The 22,810-nt window shown below is 71.5% G+C and carries 23 protein-coding genes; 9 read left to right on the forward strand and 14 right to left on the reverse strand.

Going from position 1 to position 22,810, the window contains the following annotated elements; genetic code table 11:
• Positions 1-47: 47 nt before the first annotated feature.
• Genes ACUP6Y_RS20605 through ACUP6Y_RS20615 form a run of 3 tightly spaced genes read right to left on the reverse strand, consistent with a single transcriptional unit; the run spans position 48 to position 2,136 of the window.
• A complete protein-coding gene (locus ACUP6Y_RS20605) occupies positions 48-755 on the reverse strand; it encodes an LrgB family protein (protein WP_462552769.1) in 708 nt (235 codons plus the stop codon).
• On the reverse strand, positions 752-1,141 hold the full coding sequence (locus tag ACUP6Y_RS20610; RefSeq protein ID WP_462552771.1) for a CidA/LrgA family protein: 390 nt from the start codon (positions 1,139-1,141) through the stop codon (positions 752-754). Before ACUP6Y_RS20610 ends, ACUP6Y_RS20605 begins: the two co-directional genes overlap by 4 nt.
• Positions 1,138-2,136, reverse strand: coding sequence for a pirin family protein (locus ACUP6Y_RS20615; protein WP_462552772.1), 999 nt, complete (start codon positions 2,134-2,136; stop codon positions 1,138-1,140). Before ACUP6Y_RS20615 ends, ACUP6Y_RS20610 begins: the two co-directional genes overlap by 4 nt.
• Positions 2,137-2,207: 71 nt before the next feature.
• On the opposite strand from ACUP6Y_RS20615, the gene ACUP6Y_RS20620 reads away from it, so the two are divergent.
• From ACUP6Y_RS20620 to ACUP6Y_RS20635, 4 genes are all read left to right on the forward strand, one after another.
• Positions 2,208-3,323, forward strand: a complete 1,116-nt coding sequence (locus ACUP6Y_RS20620) for a glycosyltransferase (RefSeq protein ID WP_462552774.1) — start codon at positions 2,208-2,210, stop codon at positions 3,321-3,323.
• 47 nt (positions 3,324-3,370) lie between these two features.
• Entirely contained in the window at positions 3,371-3,928 is a 558-nt protein-coding gene (locus ACUP6Y_RS20625) for a DnaJ family domain-containing protein (protein WP_462552775.1), read from the forward strand.
• 62 nt (positions 3,929-3,990) lie between these two features.
• Positions 3,991-5,076 carry an HpcH/HpaI aldolase/citrate lyase family protein gene (locus ACUP6Y_RS20630; protein ID WP_462552776.1) on the forward strand — a complete coding sequence of 362 codons (1,086 nt, stop codon included), beginning with the start codon at positions 3,991-3,993 and terminating at the stop codon, positions 5,074-5,076.
• Positions 5,076-5,951, forward strand: a complete 876-nt coding sequence (locus ACUP6Y_RS20635) for an HpcH/HpaI aldolase/citrate lyase family protein (protein WP_462552778.1) — start codon at positions 5,076-5,078, stop codon at positions 5,949-5,951. The genes ACUP6Y_RS20630 and ACUP6Y_RS20635 overlap by 1 nt, the downstream gene beginning before the upstream one ends.
• Before the next feature lie 117 nt (positions 5,952-6,068).
• Here the strand turns inward: ACUP6Y_RS20635 and ACUP6Y_RS20640 are convergent, their stop codons facing one another.
• The gene (locus tag ACUP6Y_RS20640; protein WP_462552780.1) at positions 6,069-6,932 is read right to left on the reverse strand and encodes an SGNH/GDSL hydrolase family protein; all 864 of its coding nucleotides are present in this window, start codon (positions 6,930-6,932) and stop codon (positions 6,069-6,071) included.
• Positions 6,929-8,116, reverse strand: a complete 1,188-nt coding sequence (locus ACUP6Y_RS20645; protein ID WP_462552781.1) for a PucR family transcriptional regulator — start codon at positions 8,114-8,116, stop codon at positions 6,929-6,931. The genes ACUP6Y_RS20640 and ACUP6Y_RS20645 overlap by 4 nt, the downstream gene beginning before the upstream one ends.
• Positions 8,117-8,209: 93 nt before the next feature.
• On the opposite strand from ACUP6Y_RS20645, the gene ACUP6Y_RS20650 reads away from it, so the two are divergent.
• From ACUP6Y_RS20650 to ACUP6Y_RS20670, 5 genes are all read left to right on the forward strand, one after another.
• Positions 8,210-9,355, forward strand: coding sequence for a ferredoxin reductase (locus ACUP6Y_RS20650; protein WP_462552782.1), 1,146 nt, complete (start codon positions 8,210-8,212; stop codon positions 9,353-9,355).
• Positions 9,356-9,386: 31 nt separating this feature from the next.
• Positions 9,387-10,628 carry a fatty acid desaturase family protein gene (locus tag ACUP6Y_RS20655; RefSeq protein ID WP_462552783.1) on the forward strand — a complete coding sequence of 414 codons (1,242 nt, stop codon included), beginning with the start codon at positions 9,387-9,389 and terminating at the stop codon, positions 10,626-10,628.
• 92 nt (positions 10,629-10,720) lie between these two features.
• A complete protein-coding gene (locus ACUP6Y_RS20660) occupies positions 10,721-12,121 on the forward strand; it encodes a hypothetical protein (RefSeq protein WP_462552784.1) in 1,401 nt (466 codons plus the stop codon).
• On the forward strand, positions 12,118-13,128 hold the full coding sequence (locus tag ACUP6Y_RS20665) for a hypothetical protein (protein ID WP_462552785.1): 1,011 nt from the start codon (positions 12,118-12,120) through the stop codon (positions 13,126-13,128). The genes ACUP6Y_RS20660 and ACUP6Y_RS20665 overlap by 4 nt, the downstream gene beginning before the upstream one ends.
• A 42-nt stretch (positions 13,129-13,170) precedes the next feature.
• On the forward strand, positions 13,171-13,977 hold the full coding sequence (locus tag ACUP6Y_RS20670) for a crotonase/enoyl-CoA hydratase family protein (RefSeq protein ID WP_462552786.1): 807 nt from the start codon (positions 13,171-13,173) through the stop codon (positions 13,975-13,977).
• Positions 13,978-14,087: 110 nt separating this feature from the next.
• Here ACUP6Y_RS20670 and ACUP6Y_RS20675 read toward each other — a convergent pair whose 3' ends face one another.
• From ACUP6Y_RS20675 to ACUP6Y_RS20715, 9 genes are all read right to left on the reverse strand, one after another.
• Positions 14,088-14,261, reverse strand: a complete 174-nt coding sequence (locus ACUP6Y_RS20675) for a DivIVA domain-containing protein (RefSeq protein ID WP_462552788.1) — start codon at positions 14,259-14,261, stop codon at positions 14,088-14,090.
• Between the two features lie 112 nt (positions 14,262-14,373).
• The gene (locus tag ACUP6Y_RS20680) at positions 14,374-15,300 is read right to left on the reverse strand and encodes an oxidoreductase (RefSeq protein WP_462552789.1); all 927 of its coding nucleotides are present in this window, start codon (positions 15,298-15,300) and stop codon (positions 14,374-14,376) included.
• 8 nt (positions 15,301-15,308) lie between these two features.
• Positions 15,309-16,124, reverse strand: a complete 816-nt coding sequence (locus tag ACUP6Y_RS20685) for a maleylpyruvate isomerase family mycothiol-dependent enzyme (RefSeq protein ID WP_462552790.1) — start codon at positions 16,122-16,124, stop codon at positions 15,309-15,311.
• 25 nt (positions 16,125-16,149) lie between these two features.
• Positions 16,150-17,298 carry a family 43 glycosylhydrolase gene (locus tag ACUP6Y_RS20690; RefSeq protein WP_462552792.1) on the reverse strand — a complete coding sequence of 383 codons (1,149 nt, stop codon included), beginning with the start codon at positions 17,296-17,298 and terminating at the stop codon, positions 16,150-16,152.
• An 11-nt stretch (positions 17,299-17,309) separates the two neighbouring features.
• Positions 17,310-17,690, reverse strand: a complete 381-nt coding sequence (locus ACUP6Y_RS20695; protein WP_462552794.1) for a hypothetical protein — start codon at positions 17,688-17,690, stop codon at positions 17,310-17,312.
• 47 nt (positions 17,691-17,737) lie between these two features.
• Entirely contained in the window at positions 17,738-19,645 is a 1,908-nt protein-coding gene (locus ACUP6Y_RS20700) for an NAD(P)/FAD-dependent oxidoreductase (protein ID WP_462552796.1), read from the reverse strand.
• Positions 19,642-20,541: a polyprenyl synthetase family protein gene (locus tag ACUP6Y_RS20705; RefSeq protein WP_462552797.1), complete on the reverse strand. Its 900-nt coding sequence runs from the start codon at positions 20,539-20,541 to the stop codon at positions 19,642-19,644. The genes ACUP6Y_RS20700 and ACUP6Y_RS20705 overlap by 4 nt, the downstream gene beginning before the upstream one ends.
• Positions 20,528-21,670 carry a hypothetical protein gene (locus tag ACUP6Y_RS20710; RefSeq protein WP_462552798.1) on the reverse strand — a complete coding sequence of 381 codons (1,143 nt, stop codon included), beginning with the start codon at positions 21,668-21,670 and terminating at the stop codon, positions 20,528-20,530. Before ACUP6Y_RS20710 ends, ACUP6Y_RS20705 begins: the two co-directional genes overlap by 14 nt.
• A gap of 143 nt (positions 21,671-21,813) precedes the next feature.
• On the reverse strand, positions 21,814-22,800 hold the full coding sequence (locus ACUP6Y_RS20715) for a hypothetical protein (protein WP_462552799.1): 987 nt from the start codon (positions 22,798-22,800) through the stop codon (positions 21,814-21,816).
• Between the last annotated feature and the right edge of the window lie 10 nt (positions 22,801-22,810).

Here is a 22,810-nt window from a genome sequence, read left to right on the forward strand (position 1 = left end):
TCACGCCGGTTTCCGGTGCTGGTGGGCAGGGACCGTCGCGGCGGGGATCAGAAGAGGACGAGCGCCAGCAGCGGGACGAGCAGACTGATCGCCAAGGCGGAGAGACCCATGCCGAGGCCCGCGAAGGCGCCCTCGGTCTCGTCCTCGCGCAGCATGCGGGAGGCGCCCACCCCGTGGGAGACCGCGCCGACGGCGAGGCCCCGAGCCCGGCGGTCATGGATGCGCAGCAGGTTGAGGACCGCGGGACCCATGACGGCACCGACGATTCCGATGCTGATCGTGAAGACCGCCACCAGCGGCGGGATCCCACCGAGGGCGTCGGTGACGGCGATCGCCACCGGCGTGGTCGCCGACTTCGGGGCCAGGGTCTTCTGCAGCGCCTCCTCGGCACCGAGCGCACGGGCGATCAGCACCGCGGTCACGATCGAGGTCGCCGCGCCGACGACGATCGCCACGAGCAGCGGTACGACGAACCCCTTGAGCCGGTCGACCTGCCGGTGCAGCGGGATCGCCAGCGCCACCGTCGCCGGCCCGAGCCAGAACGCGATCAGCTCGGTGGCGCTGCGATAGTCGGCGTAGTCGACGTCGAGGACCGTGATCGCCGCGCCGGCCACCGCGATCGCGACGAGCACCGGCTGGGCGAGCGCGTGCCCACCCGTACGGGCTTGCAGCCACCGGCCGGCCTGGTAGCCGACGAGGGTGACCAGCAGCAGCGCCAACGGGGAGCGGGCGAGGTCGAGCAGGTCGTCCCTCACCCCACGTCCTCCGGAGCCGGGGTCGCCAGGTCGTCGCGCGGCTTGCCGAGCAGCCGCTCGAGGCCGACCGCCGTCCACCCGACGACCGCCAGCGCGATCAGCCAAGAGCCGAGCAGGGCGGCCGCGATCGGCAGTGCGTGGTCACGCAGCACCGCGAGGTAGACGACGATGCCGACGCCTGCGGGGACGAAGAAGAGCTGCAGGTGACGCAGCAGCGCGCTGCCGGCGCGGACGATGGCGCCGTCGTCGCCGTACCGCCGCACGCGTAGGAAGACGAACAACAGCAGCATGCCCGCGACCGGTCCGGGCACGGTGACGTCGAGGACGCGCACGATCACCTCCCCGAGGACCTGGAAGGCGAGCAGCCAGGTGAGGCCTGCGATCACCGGCGCTCCTTGAGGCGGGCGTTCGGCAGCCCCGGCGCGGGGATCGGGCGCAGCGGCTGGTCGGGGACGACGCCGAAGCGGCCCGGCGCGACCTGCCGGCTGTCGGGGACGACGTCGCCGTCGGCTCCGGTGATCTGCTGCTGCCAGGCGGCGCGGTAGGCGACGACGTCCTCGTGGGTGCGGCCCACGAAGTTCCACCACATCACGATGGACTCGCCGAACGGCGGCCCGCCGAGCACCAGCAGCCGCGCGCCGTCGTCGCCCGCGACGAGGACCAGCTCGTCGCCGCCGGGCGGGACGAAGGCCAGGTCGGCCACCTTCGCGGCCACCCCGCCCACCGTCACCGCGCCGAGGTCGACCAGCACGCCGAGCTCGAAGACCGGGTCGACCGGCACGCACAACGTCGTCCCGGGGTCCAGGACCAGCTCGGCGCCGAGCAGCGGGGTGAAGGTCGCCACCGGCGAGCTGTCGCCGAGCAGCGAGCCGAGGAAGACGTGCGCTCGCCAGCCCTCACCGCCGACCTCGGCCGGCGCGTAGTGCTGGAAGCCGGGGTCGGTGTCACGGTCGGCGTCCGGGAGCGCCACCCACAGCTGGGCGCCGTGCAGCACCGTCGTCTCGGGCGTCGACACCTCGGAGTGGCTGATGCCGCGCCCGGCGGTCATCAGGTTCACCTCCTTCGGCCGCACCATCGCGACATTGCCCGCGCTGTCGCGGTGCTCGATCTCGCCGGTGAACAGCCAGCTCACCGTCTGCAGCCCGGTGTGCGGGTGCGGCGCGACCTCCATGCCGCCGCTCTCGCTGACCAGGTCCGGGCCGTAGTGGTCGAGGAAGCACCAGGCGCCGATCAGGGAACGGCGCCGCTGCGGCAGCGTGCGCCGTACCGGCATCGCCCGGGGACCGCCCAGCGGCACCTCGCGCGGCTCCATCAGCTCGACGCCCACGGCCTGCCGGCCCTCGCAGATCACCTCGTCGGGACGCGCCTCCGGGTTGCTCATGCCCCCCATCCTTTCGCGCCCGTCAACCGGCAGGTGGGCGCGGGTTCACCCGCTGCCGCGAGGGTGTGCCCGTGCGGATCGCCCAGCTGGCCAACTTCGTCGGCGCGACCTCGGGAGGCATGCGGACTGCGATCGAGCAGCTCGGCCAGGGGTACGTCGCCGCCGGGGTCGAGCGCCTCCTGGTCATCCCCGGGCCGGTCGACGCCGTCCGGTCGACCGCGCTGGGGGACGTGGTCCAGGTGCGGGCGCCGCGGGTGGGCGGCGGGTACCGGCTGATCGTCGAGCCGTGGCGGGTCACCGACGTCCTCGAGCGGTTCGCGCCGACCAGCGTGGAGTGGAGCGACAAGCTGACCCTGCTGCCGGTCGCCTGGTGGGCGCGCCGCAACGGCGTGCGCTCGGTGCTGCTGTCCCACGAGCGGATGGGCGAGATGTTCGCGATGCGGACGGGTCTCGAGACCACCTCGAAGGTCTCCATCGGGCTGCTCAACCGGCTGATCGTGCGCAGCTTCGACGAGGTGGTCGTGACCTCGGCGTACGCCGAGGGCGAGTTCCGTGCCGTCGCGGAGGCCGCCGGCTGCCCGGTGTCGCGGGTGCCGCTCGGCGTCGACCTCTCGACCTTCTGCCCGGCCGCGGGTCCCCGGCGGGCCGACGAGGAGCTGCGCCTGGTCCACGCCGGCCGGCTCTCGCGCGAGAAGTCCCCGCACCTCGCGGTCGCGACCGCCGTCGAGCTGCACCGCCGCGGGCTCGCGCTGCGCCTCGACGTGTACGGCGACGGCCCGCACCGCGACGAGCTCGAGGAGATCGCCGGCGACGCCCCCGTCCACTTCCACGGGTACGTCGACGGCCGGGCCGCCCTCCGCGACCGGCTCGCGGCGGCCGACGTCGCCCTGTCGGTGTGCCCCGGCGAGACCTTCGGCCTGGCCGTGCTCGAGGCGCTGGCCTGCGGCACCCCGGTCGTGACCGCCGACCGCGGCGGCGCCCGGGAGCTGGTCGACGCGTCCTGTGGCGCCTGGGCCGCGCCTGACGCCGGGGCGCTGGCGGACGCCGTGCTGCGGCTGCTCGCGCTGCCCGAGTCGCGCCGTCGTACCGCCGCGCGGTGGCGGGCCGAGCAGTACGGCTGGGACCGCACCGTCGCCCGGATGCTGGCGTTGCACGCCGGTGACCGGGTGGGCGCGCTCAGCGCCTGACCTCCGCGCTGGTGGCCGGCCCGTATCCTGGCCACGAGGTGAGCGCGATGCCCGAGAGCGAGGACTGGCCCCACGACCGGCCTGCCGTCGCGGGCGGGTCCGGCCGGTCGGAGCTCCCGTCCTCCGACCGGGCCGCGACGCGTGCCGCCGCCCGTGCCCGGATCGAGCAGCAGCAGACCTGGGTCGACCTGCAGGTGCGCCAGGCGATGGAGCGCGGCGAGTTCGACGACCTGCCGGGCGCCGGCAAGCCGATCCCCGACCTCGGCGCCGCCCACGACCCCGACTGGTGGGTGCGCCGTCTGGTCGAGCGCGAGCACATCACCGTGCTGCCGCCCGCCCTCCAGCTCCGCAAGGACGACGCCGAGCTCGACGCCGCCCTCGACCGGCTGGCCTCCGAGCGCGAGGCCCGCGACTTCGTCGAGGACTTCAACGCCCGGGTCCTGCGCGCCCGCTACACCCCCGTCGACGGACCGCCGCTGGTCACCATGCCTCGCGACGTCGAGGTGACCCTCGCCGCCTGGCACGAGCGCCGCGCCGCCCGCCGGACGACCACCGAGCCCGCCGTACCCCGGCGCGAGCGGCGCCGGTGGTGGCGTCGGCGGTAGCCGCGTCTCGCGAGACATCCGTCATACCGGGACGGCCCGGCGCACGGGTAGGTTCAGCACACGTGAGCCACAAGAGCGCCAAGGACTTCTTCCGACCGCTCGCCGTCGGGGCCCCGCTCCCCCTCCGCGAGATCCCCGCCCGGCCGAGCCGCGCGATCCACTTCTTCGATCCCAGCAACGAGAAGATGGCCGCCAAGATCCCCGCGATGGTCGGCACCGTCGACGTGCTGCTGGGCAACCTCGAGGACGCCATCAAGGCCGACAACAAGGTCGCCGCGCGCGAGGGCCTGGTCAGGATCGCCCAGGACACCGACTTCGGTCCGACCCAGCTGTGGACGCGGATCAACGCGCTCGACAGCCCCTGGGTGCTCGACGACCTCACCACCCTGGTGCCCGCCATCGGCGAGAAGCTCGACGTGATCATGGTGCCGAAGGTCCAGGGCGCGGAGGACATCCACTACGTCGACCGGATCCTGGCCCAGCTCGAGGCCAAGGCCGGCATCACCAAGCCGATCCTGATCCACGCGATCCTCGAGACCGCCCGCGGCGTGGCCAACGTCGAGGAGATCTGCGGCGCCTCCCCGCGCATGCAGGGCCTCTCCCTCGGCCCGGCCGACCTCGCGGCCGACCGCAAGATGAAGACCACCCGGGTCGGCGGCGGCCACCCCGGCTACCTCGTGCGCGAGGACGCCCCGCGCGATGCCGACGGCGCCTACCAGTACGACGCCGACCGGTTCCGCTTCCAGCAGGACCTGTGGCACTACACGATGGCCAAGATGGTCGACGCCTGCGCGACCCACGGGATCTACCCGTACTGGGGCCCGTTCGGCGACATCAAGGACACGGTCGCCTGCGAGGACCAGTTCCGCAACGCGTTCCTGCTCGGCTGCGTCGGCGCCTGGTCGCTGCACCCGGTCCAGATCGAGATCGCCAACCGGGTCTTCTCCCCCAGCGTCGAGGACATCGCCCACGCCCGCCGCGTGGTCGCCGCGATGGGCGACGGCACCGGCGCGGTCATGATCGACGGCAAGATGGAGGACGACGCCTCGCTCAAGCAGTGTCTCGTCCTCGTCGAGCTCGCCGAGGAGCTGGCCGCGATCGACCCCGCCCTGAAGGCGACGTACGACGCGATCGAGGTGAGCGCCTGATGTCCGAGTTCAAGCCGCTGCGCTCCGTCCTCTACATGCCCAGCTCCAACGAGCGGGCCTTGGAGAAGGCGAAGACCCTGCCCGCGGACGCGATCATCTTCGACCTCGAGGACGCGGTCGCCCCCGACGCCAAGCCGGCCGCCCGGCAGTCGGCCGCGGCCGCCGTCCGGTCCGGTGACTACGGCAGCCGCCACCTGGTCATCCGGGTCAACGGCATCGGCACCGAGTGGCACGACGACGACATCAAGGCGGCCGCCGCGGCCGGCCCCGACGTCGTCTTGGTCCCGAAGGTGAACTCCGCCGACGAGGTCCTCTCCCTCGTCGCCGCCCTCGAGGCCGCCGGCGCCCCCGCGAAGACCACCCTGTGGGCGATGGTCGAGACACCGATCGGGATGCTCAACGCGCTCGCGATCGCGCAGGCCTCGGACCGGCTGACCGGGTTCGTGATGGGCACCAACGACCTCGTCAAGGAGCTGTACGCCGAGCACGTCCCCGGCCGCCAGCCCGTCATCACCGGCCTCGGCCTCGCCCTGCTCGCGGCCCGCGCCGCCGGCATCGTGATCATCGACGGCGTCTACAACGACGTGAGGAACATCGAGGGCTTCCTCGCCGAGGTCGAGCAGGGCCGCCAGATGGGCTTCGACGGCAAGACCCTGATCCACCCCGGCCAGGTCGAGGGCGCCAACGCCGGCTTCGCTCCCAGCGAGCAGGCCGTCGAGGACGCCCGCGGGCTGATCCAGGCCTGGGAGGAAGCGCGCGAATCGAGCGGCAGCGGCGTGGCGACCTACAACGGCAAGATGGTGGAGAGCCTCCACGTCGAGTCTGCCGAGCGCACCCTCGCCATCCACGAGGCGATCCGAGCCCTGCAGGCCTGACCCGGCCCGAACTGACTGCACGAACACCGCCGACCCGGCGGAAAGCAACTCGTGAACGAGTTGCTTTCCGCCGGGTCGGCGCCATCTCCGGGTCTGTTTCAGCCGGGTCGGCGAGGTTCAGCCCAGCTCGGCAACCAACAGGTCGGTGACGACGGCCTGCTCCCGGGCGTACGGGTGGTACTCCAACGCGGCCTGGGTGGGGATCAACCCCGCGATCCACGGGTCGGTGGCGCAGATGTCGTGGCCGTCGGTGGCGGTCCACACGTCGAGGTAGGTCACGCCCGCCTGCTCGGCCGCGGCGGCCAGGGCGTCGTTGATCCGGCTGACGTACTCGCGGGCATAGGGATAGTCACCGCGGGCCAGGGGCAGCAGCGCGCAGGTCCCCTCGGCCGGGAACAGGGCCGGGTACCCGACCACGACGATCCTCGCCTCGGGTGCGCGCTGTCGGATCGCCTCGATCGCCTCTCCCGTCCGGGTGGGCAGCCTGCGGAGCTGGCGCTCCACCCTGGCGCGAAAGGGGGCGCCCCGCGCGGTGCAGGGCGCTCCGTCTCGGTCCTCGAGGGCCTTGCCGACACAGGTCGTCACCAGATCGCCGAAGACCTTGCCGTCGTTGCCGCCCATGCCGATCGTGACCAGATCGGTCGACGAGCTCAGCGCGTCGAGCTGAGGCGGCACCGGGCTGCCGTTCGGCGGGGTCTGGGACTCGCTCAGGTCGGCGCTGGTCGCACCACCGCAGGTGACGTCGGTGAGCTCGAGGTCGAGTCGTTCGGCGAGCAGGTGCGGGTAGTTCCCCGCCGTCTGCTCGCAGCCGACCGGTCCCGTGCTCGGCCCGAGCCGGGGCCCGGCCGAGTAGGAGTCCCCCAGGGCGACGTACGACGCCCCGCTCGGCACCACGTCCGAACGGTCGATCCTCGACGGCGGGTCGGAGCACCCGGCGAACAGCACGGCGACCACGGCCAGGGCAGCCGCAGCACGCCTCATCCGCTCGTCTCCTCTCCCAGAGCGATGGTCAGCGCGAGGACCGTATCGGGGTCCTCCAACCGGTCGCCGTACAGGTCGCGGACCTGGGTCATCCGGTACCTGATCGTCTGCGGGTGGACGAACAGCGCGGCGGCCACGTCGTCGCGCCGACCCTGGTGCAGCAGCCAGGCCCGCAGGGTCTCGCGCAGCTTGGCGGCGGCGGCGGGGCGCAGCTCGTCGAGCGGGGCGAGGACGACGGACCGCAGGTCGGCGAGGGCCTGGGGGTCGGCGGTCAGCACCAGTCGCGGCAGGTGCCGCTCGGTGTCGCCGGTCAGACCGAGGCTCCGGGCACGGACCACCCGGTCGTAGGACTCACGGACGTCGAGCCACGGCCGCGCCGGGCCCACCAGCGCGTCGCGGTCGAGCACCGCGCGCACCAGGGTCGCCCGACGCTTGCCGTGGGCGTCGGGCACCATCAGCAGCGCCGAGCCGTCGAGCTCGGGCAGGTCGGTCGTGAGCAGGGTGCCGCGCCGCAGCACCTGGAGCAGCGAGCCGGCCTGCGACTCCGCGACGAGGACGACGGTCAGCGTGGCCGGCGGCGTCCACTCGGCCCGCTCGGCCGAGGCGAGCACGGTCGCCTCCGGGGCCCCCGTCAGCAGGTGCCGCGCGAGCCGCTCGACCATCCGCTGGCGGGCCCGGCCCTCGCTGGCCGACTCGTCACGGTGGCCCGCAACGCTCGCGGCGGACAGCTCGTCGATGTAGGCGAAGACCAGCTCGGCGAAGGAGGCCATCGTCGCCGGGTCGATGCCCTGCTCCACGGCCTTGGCCGACAGGTGCCGCCAGGAGACCCGGGCCCCGATCCGGTACGCCGACAGCAGGGCGTCCGCCGTCCGCCCGCTGCGCACCTCGCCGCGCCCCAGCTGGTAGGCGCCGTCGACGGCCGAGGCACGCGGCGCCAGCGCGTCGGGCCCCCGCGAGTCACTGATGAGGGACAGGAAGCCGCCGAGCGCGACCTGGACCGCGCCGCGGATGGTCTCGCCCATCGGCCCGCTGAACGCGTCCTCGTAGGGCGGCACCTCGCGGATGATCTGGTCGACGACGTCGTCGGCGACCCCGGCCAGCTCTCCGCGCAGCGCGACGACGGTGCCGGGCGGCAGCAGCACACCGCCGCCGTCCCGGGTCCTGCGCAACACCCGACGGGACATGACCCGCTCCTTTGTCTCTCACGAACAAAACCACCGAGTAGATTCACCGGCTGCGGTCATGAGTTTAGCGTTCCCGGCTGGGACTCTTGAGTTGTGAGTACGACGACCGCCGCCCCCGACGCGGCCGCCCGGACCGGACGCCTGCGCACCGGCCTCCGCTCGCTCCTCGACGCCGCCGTCACACCGCTCAGCGTCGACGACCTGCTCGACCACTTCGCCCCGCTGCGCCCCGGCGCCGCCGCCGGCCTCCAGGGCCGGATCGTGTCGGTCCACAAGGAGACCGCCGACGCCGCGACCCTGGTCATCAGGCCCGGCCGGGACTGGGCGGGCCACATCCCGGGGCAGTACGTCCGCGTCGGCGTCGACGTCGACGGCATCCGCCTGTGGCGCACCTACTCCCTGACCCACGGCCCACGCCGCGACGGCCACATCTCGATCACCGTCAAGGCGATCCCCGACGGCGCCGTGTCGCAGCACCTGGTCCGCGACGCCCGCGCCGGCCAGATGCTCCAGCTCGCTCAGGCCGAGGGCGACTTCGTGCTGACGCCGCCGGAATCCGGCAGCCGCCACAAGCTGCTGCTGGTCACCGCCGGCTCCGGGATCACCCCCGTCATCGGCATGCTGCGCAACCTCTACTCCCGCAACGAGGCCGAGGCGCGCGCGACGTACGACGTCGTGCTGGTCCACTCCGCCATGAAGCGCGACGAGGTGATCTTCGGCGCCGAGCTGCGCGCCCACGCCGACGCCGGCCGGCTGCGCCTCATCGAGCGGCACACCGACACCGACGGCCTGCTGACCACCGCCGACCTCGAGGCCGAGGTGCCCGACCTGGCCGAGCGCACGGCGTACGCCTGCGGTCCCGCCGGCCTCCTCGACACCCTCGAGGCGTTCTACGACGAGCGGCGGCTCACGCTCCACACCGAGCGGTTCCGCCCGACGGTCATCGACCGCGCGGCCGAGGGCGGCACGCTCACCTTCGCCGGCGCCTCCGCGACGACCGTCGAGACCGACGGCACCGTCCCGATCCTCGACGCCGCCGAGTCGGCGGGCGTCCTCATGCCGAGCGGCTGCCGGATGGGCATCTGCATGGGCTGCGTGCTGCCCATGAGGTCCGGCGCCGTGCGCGACCTGCGCAACGGCGAGCTCACCGTCGCCGTCCCCGGGGAGACCCACCCCGACGGCGTGAAGATCCAGACCTGCATCAACGCCGCCGCCGGCGACTGCGTCATCGACCACTGATCGCCCCAGACCGATCCCCGGAGGAATCCCCATGACGACGATCACCAACAAGGCCGACAACCCCATCGCGCACCTGTCCCCCGAGCAGATCGAGGCGCTCGGCGCCGAGCTCGACGCCATCCGCGCCGAGGTGCTCGAGGCGCGCGGCGAGAAGGACGCGGCGTACATCCGCAAGATGGTCGACATCCAACGCAAGCTGGAGCTCGCCTCGCGCGCGACCCTGCTGGTCAGCATCTTCCCGCCGGCCTGGATCGCCGGCACCGTGGGCCTCTCCGTGGCCAAGATCCTGGAGAACATGGAGATCGGCCACAACGTCATGCACGGCCAGTGGGACTGGATGCGTGACCCGAAGATCCACTCGACCACCTGGGAGTGGGACAACGCGTCGACCGCGGAGGGCTGGAAGCACTCCCACAACGAGATCCACCACACCTACACGAACATCATCGGCAAGGACAACGACCTCGGCTACGGCATCATGCGCGTGGACGAGGAGCAGCGCTGGTACCCGCTCTACCTCGCCCAGCCGCTGTGGAACTTCATCAACGCGTGCTTCTTCGAGTACGGCATCGCCGCCTACGACCTCGAGCTCGGCCGCAACCTGCGGCTGCCGAAGGAGAAGCGCAGCGAGGAGTTCAAGCGCAGCCTGGCCAACACGCTGAAGAAGATCCGCAAGCAGGCCACCAAGGACTACGTCGTCAACCCGGCGCTCGCGCTGCCGACCGGCTCCTTCGTGCCGGCCCTGGCCGCGAACTTCACCGCCAACCTGGTGCGCAACCTGTGGTCGCACTCGGTGATCATGTGCGGCCACTTCCCCGAGGGCGTCGAGACCTTCGAGCTGAACTCGATCCCGGAGAAGGAGACCCGGGGTGAGTGGTACCTGCGCCAGATGCTCGGCTCGGCCAACATCTCCGGCTCCAAGCTGATGCACATCATGACCGGCAACCTCTCGCACCAGATCGAGCACCACCTGTTCCCCGACCTGCCGAGCAGCCGGTACGCCGAGGTGGCCCCGAAGGTGCGCGCGGTCTTCGACAAGTACGGTCTCAACTACCACTCGGCGCCGCTCCCCCAGCAGGTCTACAGCGCCTGGCACCGTTTCGTCCGGCTGTCGTTCCCGAACGGCTGGCTGGCCACGACCACCCCGAAGAACCTCCCCAGCCAGCTCAAGCTGCTCTATGCCATGACCACCGCCGACAAGCGCAAGCGCCGCGTGATGCAGCGCCTGTTGGAGAGCGCGGCCACGAAGAAGGAGATGGCCAAGGCGGCCTGACCCGTACCCCGGGCCGGGGGCGGCGGTTTCGGACAGCAGCGCGCGGGGCACCGTCCGGGACGCCCTGACGCCTCCCCGAAGGACCGACTCGGATGTCCTCCTACGACAACATCGACTCCCTCGTCGTCGATCTCAAGATCGCCCGGATCAGCGCCTGGATGAAGTCCGAGGGTTGGATCGGGCATGCCAGCTACGGCTGGTTCCGCCTCCGGGTCGCCGGGACCACCGGCTACCAGGAGGAGGTCACCGGCACCGACAGCAACGGCGAGGGCGGCGGCGAGTACAGCCTCTCGAACGTCGACCAGGACCACATCCACGACTACATCGACGCCTTCAACACCATCCGCGGCGCGGTCGACGAGCACGTCGGTCCCTGGCTCACGCTGCCCGACCCCGAGGCGATCCAGAAGTGGATCGACCCGATGCGCGAGGCGATCTCCGAGATCGCCATCTCGGCCGTCGACACCGACGGCAGCCCGACCGGCGGCGGTCAGATCGTCGGCGCGATCAACCAGGCGCTGACCTCCTCCAAGGAGTGGGCCGGCCACACCGCCGCCGCCTTCAAGCTCAACTTCCTCTCCCAGCTCCCCACCGCTGTCGGCGGCCAGTACGCGCTGTGCCTGTGCCTCGGCGGGCACCTCGAGGCCCAGAAGGGCCTGTGGACCGAGTCGCGCCAGGCCGTCGCCGACATCGTGGTCAACACCACCAAGGCGTACGACGCCGTCACCTACGACAGCGGCCTCGACTGGAGCCTGGTCTTCAAGGTGCTCGGCTGGGCCGCGGCCGGCGCGGCCATCTTCGCCACCGGCGGGGCCGTCATCCCCGTCGCTGTCGCCGGCCTCGGCGTCAAGGTCGCCTCGGACACCTACGAGGCGATCAAGACCGAGCCCGCCGCCCCGAGCGTCAGCTACGACTCCGTGCGCGACGCGATGCCGGGATACTTCACCTCGCTCAACGACGACATCGTCAAGGAGGAGAAGGCCATCCAGACCAACCTCAACCACAACCTGAACGTGATGCTGCGCAACCGCGGCAGCTTCGACCTGTCCCGGCCCGCGCTGCTCGACGTCGACGACGACAGCGACCTCAGCGGCGACAACATCTTCTACCGCGACCAGGAGGTGCGTGACATGTGCTCGACGTACCTGCCCGCCGTCGCGCGCCACCTGTTCAAGGCGAGCACGAAGGCGTCCGAGGCGTACGCCGGCAGCATCTTCACCGACTTCAACCGCGGGCCGGGGATCGGCATCGACTCCAGCGGGCCGATGGAGGAGTGGGCCAACATCTGGTACATCCTGCCGGGCCTGATGGACGATCTCGGCGACGAGGTCAAGGCCTCGGCGAAGACCCTGGACCTCGTGATGAGCGACATCGGGCAGCAGGACACCGGCGCGCAGGACGCCTTGGAGAAGCACGCCGCGGCGTCCAAGGACATCGGCAAGGGCGACCATTTCCCGGTCCTGTGGGACGACCACCAAGACCCCAGCGCATGACGGCGGCCACGAGGCGCTCGATGCTGCTCGCGGCCGCGGCCCTCGCCGTCCTCCTGGTCGCGGGCGTGGTGACCTTCGTCGTCCTCTCCGGGCGCGACGACGACTCCGCCGCCCGCAGTGCGGCGCAGCGCTACCTGCGGGTGCTCTCCGACGACGGCGAGGACCCCGGCGACCTGGCCGACCTGGTCGCCGTCGGGGACACCGAGGCGCTCGAGCGTGCCGATGCTCTGCTGGCGCAGGCGAGCGAGCGGATCGGCGAGGTCTCCCTCGGCGACTCCCGCGAGGTCTCGACGGCGCGGAGCGCCAGCGACGTGGTGTTCGACCGGTTCGAGCAGTTCGAGGTCCGCTACCGCCTCGCGGGGCAGCGTCACCGCGCGACGATCACGCTCGGCCTGCCGCGCTCCGGCGCGGACGGCGGCTGGCTGGTCGTGACGCCCCTGTCCGGCGAGGTCGACTGGAACGCCGCGACCTGGGGGACGGCGCACCTCGACGTCGTCGTCGGCGACATCGCGGTCACCGAGGCCGGGCGGACGACGTACGAGCCGGACGCCCAGCTCGTCCATCCGGCCGTCTACCCGGTCCGGGCGAGCGTGGGGCCGTACTTCACCTCTCCGGAGACCGACCTGGCCGTCGTCCCCGGCTCGACGCCGACGCCGCTGCCCGAGCTCGACGTGGCGGCCACCCCGGAGGGCACGGCCGCGATCACGAAGCAGACACTGGCCGCCTTCGAGCCCTGCGCGCGCGGGACCGCCTCGTGCCCCGCCGCCGAGCTGGTCTACCCGGCCGACGACTCCCCGCTGCCCGACGGCTGGTGGCGCGGGCTCACCACCGAGCCGACCGTCACCGTCGACGGCACGACGATCACACTCAGCGGCGGCGCCTTCGGCTACCGCACCTCCACGGGCGAGGCGACGATGAGGTTCAGCGGCACCGGCCGACTCACCATCGACCCGGCCACGGGCGAGCCGGGCGTCGCCACACCGCTGGAGCTCGAGCGCGCGCCGTAGTGCGGACTGGGCCTCGATGTTACCTGCGGGTAGCATCGAGGCATGAGCACTCGCGAGCGCCAGGTCAGCTGCACGATCACCGACGGGATCGCCCACGTCCGGCTGGACCGCCCCGACAAGCTCAACGCGCTGACGCTCGACATCCTCGACGACCTCGTCTCGACCGCGCACGCCCTGCGCCGCGACAAGTCACTGCGCGCCGTCGTGGTCAGCGGCGAGGGCGACGCGTTCTGCGCCGGCCTCGACTTCGCGTCCGTGCTGCGCGACCCGGCCGGCATCGCGAAGGCGTTCGTCCCCCGTCCGCTGCGCGGCACCAACACCTTCCAGGAGGCCCCGTGGGCCTTCCGGCGGATCCCCGTCCCCGTGATCGCCGCCGTCCACGGCCACTGCCTCGGCGGCGGCCTGCAGATCGCGCTCGCCGCCGACTTCCGGATCGCCACCCCCGACTCGCGCTGGTCGGTGCTCGAGGGCAAGTGGGGCCTGATTCCCGACATGTCCGGCATCCAGGCCCTCAAGGAGCTCGTCGGCATCGACCAGGCCAAGCTCCTCACCATGACCGCCGAGGTCTTCGACGGCTCCCGGGCCCACGACCTCGGCCTGGTGACCCACCTCGACAACGACCCGCTGGCCGCCGCCCTGCGCCTGGCCGAGGAGCTGTCCCAGCGGTCCCCCGACGCGATCGCCGCCGCCAAGCGGCTGTTCAACGACACGTGGAGCGCCTCGCCGCGTCGTACCTTCGCCCGGGAGCGGATCGAGCAGGCCTTCCTCCTCGCCGCCCGCAACACCAAGGCGGCCCGCGAGGCGGCGTTCACGAAGGCCGAGGCCGTCTACGGCCCACGCGGGCGCTGACCCCTTCCGGCCCGCGGTCATCGAGCGCACCGCGCCGCCCGGCACGGGTTCCGGCACGAGATCTCGGCCCACGGTGTCGTATCAGCGCACCCGGCTTCGTCGTACGGGCCTCAGGCCTCGGCGGAGCGGGTCACCTCGGCCAGCAGGGCGTCGACCTCGGCCGGCCTGTAGCCCTCGCGGAAGCGGGTGGTGGTGAAGGCAACGGCCGCGATGGTCGCCCGCACCGGCTGGCCGGCCTCGAGCGCCGCGACCAGCCCGTCGAGCAGCTCGTCGACCTCGCGCATATGTCGTAGCCGTTCGCGAACCTGACCGGCTTGAACCGTGCGGCGCGGATCGTCGCCGCCAAAGCGCTGCCGGCACCGCGGTTCGGGTAGTAGCGGTTCATCCCGTCGTCGGTCACGGGTACCTCAGATCCACGGTGGCCTCGCTGATCTCCCACAGCCGCCGCGCGTTGTCCTCGTTGCGGGCCAGCCGGCTGCGACCGACGGTGCGGGGGCGGCCGGAGAGCTGGCGGAAGCCGCCGGGGCCGACGAAGGTGTTGCCGGGCAGGTCGGCGGTTGCGGCCATGAGCGAGGGCCAGGCGCCGGCCTCGGCGGGCTGGGAGATGGCCTTCACGCCGGCGTCGAGGATGGAGGCGATGCCGCCGGAGGAGCGGCCGTACTGGCCGTTGGCGGCGAGATGGGTGCCCGCGAAGCCGGGGTGGGCGGCGAGGGCTCGCACCGGGAGGTCGCCCGCGCGCAGCCGGCGTTCGAGCTCGGCGGTGAAGTAGAGGTTGGCGAGCTTGGTCTGCCCGTAGACCCGCCAGGTGTGGTACCGCCCCGTCTGCTCGCGCGGCGGGCCGAGCGGCGCCTTGCCGGCGAAGGTGTGGAACAGCGAGGACACCGTGACCACGCGGCCGTCGTCGCTCTGCACGAGCTGCGGCAGCAGCAGCCCGGTCAGCAGGAACGGCCCGAAGTGGTTGGTGGCCATCTGCAGCTCGAGGCCGTCGGCGGTGCGGGAGTACTTGGTGCCCATCACGCCCGCGTTGTTGACGAGTACGTCGATCGGGCCCACCTGGGCGACCGCCGCGGCCGCGGTCCGCACGGAGCTGAGGCTGGCCAGGTCGAGGTGGAGCGCCTCGAGCTGGGCGCCGGGCACCTCGCCCCGGATGGCGGCGACGGTCTCCTCGACCTTCGCCGGGTTGCGCCCGGCCAGGATCACCCTGGCGCCGCGGCGCGTGAGCTCGAGGGCGGTGTGGTGGCCGAGCCCGCCGAGGGTCGGCCCGGTCACGACGACGGTGCGGCCGGTCTGGTCGGGCAGGTCGGCGACGTTCCAGTCAGACATCCCGCTCCTCAGGGGGTGGTGGCGAGGCTGGCGACGATCCGCTCGCCGAGCGCCTGGTCGCCCGAGACGGTCACGGCCCCCGGCGCGGCGGTGCGACGCCCGCCGGCCAGCACGACGAAGCTCTGCCGGTCCATGGCGAGCGACACGTCCGGCGCGTCGGGTACGGCGGTCAGCCGCTGGGCGCGGCCGTCCTCACCCACCTGCACCGCGACCGGCTCGCTGCCCTCGACGGTGAGCACGGCCGTCGTGCCGGCGGGCGGGGCGACCCGCTTGCCGACGACGAACCCGAACGCCTCGACGAGGTAGTCGGCGGTGTGCTGGGCGCCGGGGCTGTCGAGGCCGCCCGGCCGGCCGACGGCGCGGCGGATGTCCTGCTCGTGCATCCACACGTCGAGGGGCCGGTTGCGCAGCAGGGTGCCGGTGTTCCAGCCGATCAGGCCGAAGATCCCGTCGGCGGGCGCGGCGGCGTCCGCCGGCGGGGCGGCGGCGAGGCTCGCGCGTCGAGCCGCCGTCGACGTACGGATCTCCTCGACGATCGAGGCCGGATCGCGGTCGCGGCGGGTGACGACGCCGATCTCGGTGAACCGGCCCATCGGCCCGGTGACGTGGGCCGGCTCGCCGATGTCGGCAGTCTCGTCGGGGCCGCCGGCGAGGATCGACTCGAGGTGGGCGGTGTGGGAGGCGACCGCCTTCACGTCCCAGCCGGCGAGGTCGGTGGGCGTGGACCAGTCGTCGGGGCCGAGGTCCTCGAGCAGCGCGACGAGGTCGGTCACCGCGCTCCACCAGCTCTCGACGTAGCCGGCCAGCAGCTCGCGGTCGCTCATGGCGCCGACCCTACCGAGGAGACGGTCAGTACGGCGCAGGAACGCGCTGCGGCACGCCGCCGCGCGTCAGGTACTTGCGCACCGTCGGCACGCCGCCCGGGAAGGTCAGCCGCGCGGCGTACATCGCCCGGCGGCCGTACTTCTCCCCACCGTTCCAGGCCCAGTAGTTGGCGCCCTTCGGCTTCGAGGAGTGCAGCCGCACCCAGCCGTGGAAGTAGAGGGTCGTGCGTCCTCGATGCTTGAGGATGTCGCCGCCGGCCGGTCCGCACAGCCCCTGCGTGATGGTGCTGTCGAGCAGCACCGCCGGGGTGGCGAGCGACCAGTCGGTCAAGGACGCGGACTGGCGCCAGGTCTGCTGGTAGGAGCAGCGGGCGAAGTCGCCCTCGGAGGCGAACAGGTAGTAGGTGGCGGCGTGGCGGGTCAGCACCGGGTTCTCGATCACGCCCTCCGCGCGGACCAGCTCCACGCTCGGGTTGGCCGGGTCCTGCCCGGTCCGCACCCGGCGACCGCTCCTGCTCAGCGGCAGCAGCCGGATCGACGAGGGCCGGCCGTCGGTCTTGTAGAGCAGGTAGTTCTGCTTGCCCTCGCGGTACAGCGACGGGTCGATGATGCCGCGGCTGGGCAGGTCCGGCGTGAGGACGGGGTCCTGCGCGGTCGGCACCAGCGCCCGCGACGGGCACACCAGCGGCCGCTTGCCGACCGGCTTGAACGCGTCGAGCGCCCGCTTCGCCACGGCGACGCCGATGCAGCGCCCGAAGTCGCCGAGTCCGGCCACCGGGACGGCGTAGTAGAGCAGCCACCGGCGGCCGACCTTCGCGATCTCCGAGGCCCAGATGCCACCCTCCGCGACCGCCCACTTCGGACGATGGGTGAGCACCGGCTGCTGGTATCGCCAGGGCTGCCCGGGGTCCTTGTACGCCCGGTTGATCTGCGGCCCGGTCCCGACCACGACCATCCGCTTGCCGACCATGACGACACTCGGGTCGCCCACGTTGCCGTTAAAGTACGGCTCCGGGTACTGCCGGTCCTCGGCGCGGGCCGGCGTACCGATCAGCGCCACTACCAGCGCGGCGAGGACGGTGAGGCAGCAGGCGAGGCGAGGAGCGGTACGGGGCACCCGCAGACCATAGGCGACGGCCGCGACGTACGGCGAAGGCCGCCGTCCACGATGCATCGGGATCCGGCTCAATAGGCGTAGAACGGCCCCTGGAGATACGCCAGCACGGGCGTCCCGCCCTCACCCTTCTCCGGAAACTGGACAAGCCGGCTCGGCACCCCGAGTCGGATCACCGGACCGAATCTGCACTGATCGACCCACACCACGCTCGCCCGCAGCGCTCCTCGCTCGATCTCCGCCTTCAGCGCGGCCTGATCCGCGAGCGCCACCTCTCTACTGACGCTGGGCCCGTAGAGATAGGCGTGGTCGAGGAACCACAAGCATGCCTCCTCGGTGTCGTCGAACACCCAGTTCCCCGGTATGACCGTCGGTTCGGCGACGGCCTCTGTCCCGGCCTGCTCGTCGGCCCCACCGTCGTCGCAGCCGGCGGCCGCGAGAGTGAGCAGCAATCCGACCAGGAGGACGACCGGTGACGCTCGCCTACGCGCTCGGCTCGTCACGATCCGCCTCCGCCAGACGACGCAGCAACAGGCGGGCCCGCCCCGAGGTCCAAGCCAGCTTCGAAGAACGCCGTCAGCTGGGCCATCCGCCACCCGCCGATCGCCGGACTCATCGCCTCGACCACCGAGGACCACTCCTGCCGGAAACGACGTCCCCGATCGTCGTAGAGAGCTCCGACGCCCCACGCGCATCGGAGCCCGGCGGCGTCGGTCTCGGAAGCGTCCAGCCCCAGACGACTCCTCTTTCCTACCTGGAGCCTTCCCTCGTCGCCATACGCGTAGGCACGACCGAGCAACCTCCCGACGCTCACGAACATGTCGACATCGACGAGATCGCGAACAGAGAGGACCGCCGCCGTGGTCGCGGGAAGCTCGAAACCCAGCTCATAGAGGCGGAGAGCGCTGGGCGCGCCGTCGATACGGTGCCGCTGTCGACATCGGACAGCCGACTCCATCCAGGCCAGGAACACATCGAACACGTCGGGACCAGCCTGCGCGGCAAGCCGGAGTGCTCGGCACGCAAGGACGTCATGAGCCGCCACGCTCGCGACCTCCGCCCAGTTCCGGTTGTGGTCTCCTGCGCCCACGGCCTCCGGTGTGTCGGTCACCGCCGCAGCCAGGAGACCGACCGATGCTGCCAGCAAGTCGACGGCGGCGCCGGCTACAGCGGTCCGCGGTCTGTCGATCTCTGCGCCGGCACACGCGAGCAGCACGTCCGAGAGCCTGATGTCCGGCATGGCCGGCACCCGTACGAGCGAGGGCACCGCAGCCAGCCACAGCCTTCCGGCCTCACGCGCGGTGACGACCTGGATACGGGCGCGAGCCCGCTGGAGGGCGATCGAAGCACCGGCGGCATCCATCGCCTCACCGCCTACTGACTCAGCGTCCGTCTGGTCGAGCACCAGCCCCACCAACCGCCGCCTCGCAGCGCTCGGCTCGGCCAAAGCGCCGCCGAGCGCCCTCAGCACCAGCCGGTGCCGCCGCGCCGCCCGGGCGTCGCCCTGGTCGCCGTTGCCGAAGTGCGCGCCGAGTAGGCGCGGATACTCCAGGCGTACGTCACGGCCCGCCGACGAAGCCTCTCCCGCCAGCCGTCCGCTGATCAGCGCGTAACTGATGCCTTCGCCAGTGAACCTGTTGGCCAGGCCCGCGGCACCACCCACGAGGAGGACTCGGCCTCGCATGCAGCGATCCCGGACGTAGCGGATCGGCAGGTCGCCGTGGGACGTCCGCTTCCACCCGTCGGCTAGCACCGATGCGTCCGAGATCTTCAAGCCGTCGAGACGCAGCACGCCGCGGTACTCGTGCTCTCCCAACTGGATCGTCCACGCGCCATCCCGCCCCACGGACTCCCGGACCTCTCGGTCGACGGGTAGGGCGATCCGCAGCCCCCGAACAGGTTCCTCCGCATTCCGCTCGTACACCACGACCTCACCGCCTACAGCGGCGCCCTCGGCCCAGGGAGACGAGCCGGCGGCCCAGACGATCACGCCGCCCACCAGCCGCCGCGTATCCCCACTCCCGTCGGCCACTTCCAGGACGCCAGCCTCCGCATTCGCCAGGGTGGCCTCTCCAGCGATCACGGGGTGTCCACATGACCTGATCGTCGCCGCCAAATACCGGTCCCACGACGATCGCTCTACGCCGAGCGGCCTCCCGCTGAACGCGAGAGATCCCGACTGTTCGCCTCCGAACACGGTGGAGCCGTCGAGCAGATGGCCTCGGGGGAGCGGGAGCCCCAGGTCCAGCAGCTCCTGTTGCGCACGAGGTGTCAGGTAGCGCGGCGCTCCATCCCTTGTCGATCCGCAGCAGACCACGACCACATCGAGGCATCGCCTCCGCATCGCCGCCGCGGCACCGAGCGCTGCCGGCCCCTCTCCGACGATCACCACGTCCGCGACCCTCATACTGATCCCGCCAGCCTGCGCCGAACCGTCGCGAACACGCCATAGGGCAGGGGCGGTCGTCGGAAAGAGTCACTCCACGCCGCCGCCGCTGCATCCAGGTGACGCAGGCCGACCGGCCTCAGCAGGGCCGCCGTCGCCGGTCTGCCGTCGGCTGCCACCACGCTCCGGATTCCGACTCCGTTGCGCTCGTCCAGCCCGGCAGGCTTTCCGTCCGTCCGTCCGCCTTCGTCGTCCAGGTCGTCGGCGATCTGGAATGCGACTCCCAGATCCTCGCCGAGACCGGACATCGCCCGTACCTCGGCGGCGGTCAGCGGCATAGCGGCTGCCGCGCCCGCGAGGACGGCGAACGCCATCAGACTGCCGGTCTTCCGTCGTTGTAGTTCGACGTACTCTTCAACGCGCAACGGGCCAGCAAAGGACCGCTGTGCATCGGCAAGCTGGCCGTCTGCGAGCCTGGCCGCGCCGTCGATCCACGCCCGGGCGAAACCGTAGCCCAGGTCACGCGACAGCTTGACTGACTCCACAGCCGCCGCGGTTCCGAGCAACAGGGTCGCCTCGCTGCCGAGCGCGCCTCTCGGAGTCGGGACATCACGTCGAAAGCGCGACCGATCCGCGTAGTCGTCGTGGACAAGCGAGGCGATGTGCAACAGTTCCACACTAGCCGCCAGTTGAAGGATCCGTCCGGCCTCAGCCTCGTCCGACCGGGCCAGCGCAGCCTCCCGCAGCAGGCAGGGCCGGAAGCCGTGTCCGCCATGCGCCACCAGCTGCTCCAGATAGCCGGCGGCCTCGGGTTCAAGACCGGCCGCCACGGTACGCAGGATTCCTCGCAGATCCGTGAGAAAAGACTGGGTTCGGCTCTCCTCGCAGGTGCCGCCCCAGCCCTCAACCGGCGTCATAGGTCGTGTCCCAACCCGGCACCGACTCGAGGATCGCATGCACCCGGTCGAGCGTGGCCCCCTCGTTCATGTGGTCGATACCTTCACGAACCGTGAAGCCCTTGACATCCTCCAGCAGGTCCAGCAACTCCTGACATGCCTCGTACTCCTCGGCGGACATGAACCGCGACAATCCATAGACGGCGGCCCGCACGTCATCGAGCACCTCGTCGGTGACGGGTACGTGGTTCATCGCGACGTCATCGATCTCGTCACGCACGATCTGCACATACCGGTCGTACAGCAACCTGGCGTAGTCGAGTTCGGCTTCGCTCGGTGTGACGGACGTCAGGCGCGCTCGGAACTGGTCCTCGTTCTTGTAGAAGAGCTGGACCAGCATCGATCCGGTCGCCGTCGGGATCAGGTAGTCGTCGCGGATGGCGTCAGCCAAGGCCACGTCCCGGGTGAACGGGATGTCGTAGACACGTTCCAGATCTGAGGCGATCATGCACCCGGTGCATCGGGCACCGACCTCGTTGCCTGCCCAGGCATAGACGACGGCACCGGCGTCCTCGTCCTGAGCCACACCGGCGGAGATGCGGAAGGCGTTCGACACCAGGCCGAGCGCCGGGCCGTCGGGGTGGGCATAGCGGACCTCCACCTCGTCCTGACCAGTGTCCACGATCCGGCCGGGGCGAGTACCACCGCCGGCACCGATGAAGGTGACCAACCGTCCGGTGACCGGCGCGGTCACCGATCCAGCACTCAACGGGCTCGCCCCCAGCGCGTCCAGTACGTCCTGCATCGGCAAGGCGATGTAGGAGAATTCGCCGTCGAGACTGATCGCCGTGCCCACGATCAGACCGACCATCGGGTGGAGACGACTGCCAGCAGGCACCGTCGCATCGAGAGTCGCGTCGGTCACCAGACTCGGGTCGGCAGGTCGGACGAGGGCGGCATCGGTGACCGGGACTATCTCGGTCAGCGGAGGATAGAGTGCGCGCCGGGTCGAGAGCTCCACTGCTCGGGTGACCGTCCCTATCGCATTGGTCCACGGGCCGACACCTACGGGCGCCGGTTGGTAGACAGTCGTCCCGACGCCGGTGGTGCCGCCGTGTGTGACCACACCAGCCGTCGTGAGGATCTGCACGGAGCCATCGCCATCTCGGACGAGACAGCCCAAGGTCCCCGGCTGCCCACCGGCGACACCGATGGAGGCTCCTGCGGGTGCCGGGCGAACCCGGCTGCGGACCGGCTCAGGCACGGTACTCGGCGCCCGCCCTCCCGTCACACTCATGCCTCCCCCTTGACGATGACCGAGCCTGAGTCACCCGCATGTCCGAAGGCCGGGATGAGGAACAGCTGCTCGAATGCGGCGACGCGGTCGTGAAATTGAATCTTCGACTCGGCCGAGATGTCAGTGATCCGGTTTACCGTCCAGCCGGTCGTCCGTCCGACCTTCTCGACGATCATCTCCGGCGCCGGCTCAGCGACGCCGCCGGGAAAGCTGACGTCCAGCGCGGTCGCGACATGGGACGCCCGGCAGCCCAGGATGTTGCCCGAGCAGTCGCCGGCGAACAAGAGGCCGACGGCTGGATGCTCGGCATCGAGCGGACCAACGGTCCCTCCCGCGCCTGTATTGATGAACAAGGCCGCGTCGACGGGAGTCGCGATGGCCGCATCGACGTGGTTGGCGGCGGTCCAGCTCAGCGGCACGAATCGCTTCAGATGGGCCACCACGTCGGAGGGGCTCTCGCCGCCGTCGGCCGCGCCAGGCTGCAGGACCTCGTCGCCGGGACTGCCCGCATTGACGTTGGCGAGGACGTGATTGTTCGACAGCACCTGCAGGGATCCGTCGGTATTGTCCGTCACCACGCATCCCACCGTCCCGGCGGTGATCGCGTGGTGGCCGACGCTCGCGCCGAACGGTACCGGGCGGTATCGGTCGGCGAACATTCCATCCACCGCGCTCACCGCCCGCGACCGCCGCGTCTGGTCAGCGAGCGACAGGAGCGCCAGCGGATAGAACGGGCCTGCCTGCACGACGTCGATGGGCACGGAACGCCCACGCGAGCGAACAGTCTTCGGGAGCACTGTGCGAGCCGGCAGATAGGGCTCGGGCCGCTTCCGGGTGACGAAGACCCGAACGGCCAACTCGCCGTGGCTCTGTCCTCCGGCGACCTTGTGTCCGATCGCCACCGCATTGACCCCGGACTGCGCCAGGTAGCGGTCCGCGATATCCCGCCGGGCTTCGTCGACAGCATCCCTGTCGGCGGTCATCCGCTCACCT

The sequence above is a fragment of the Nocardioides sp. S5-5 genome, from assembly GCF_054954065.1.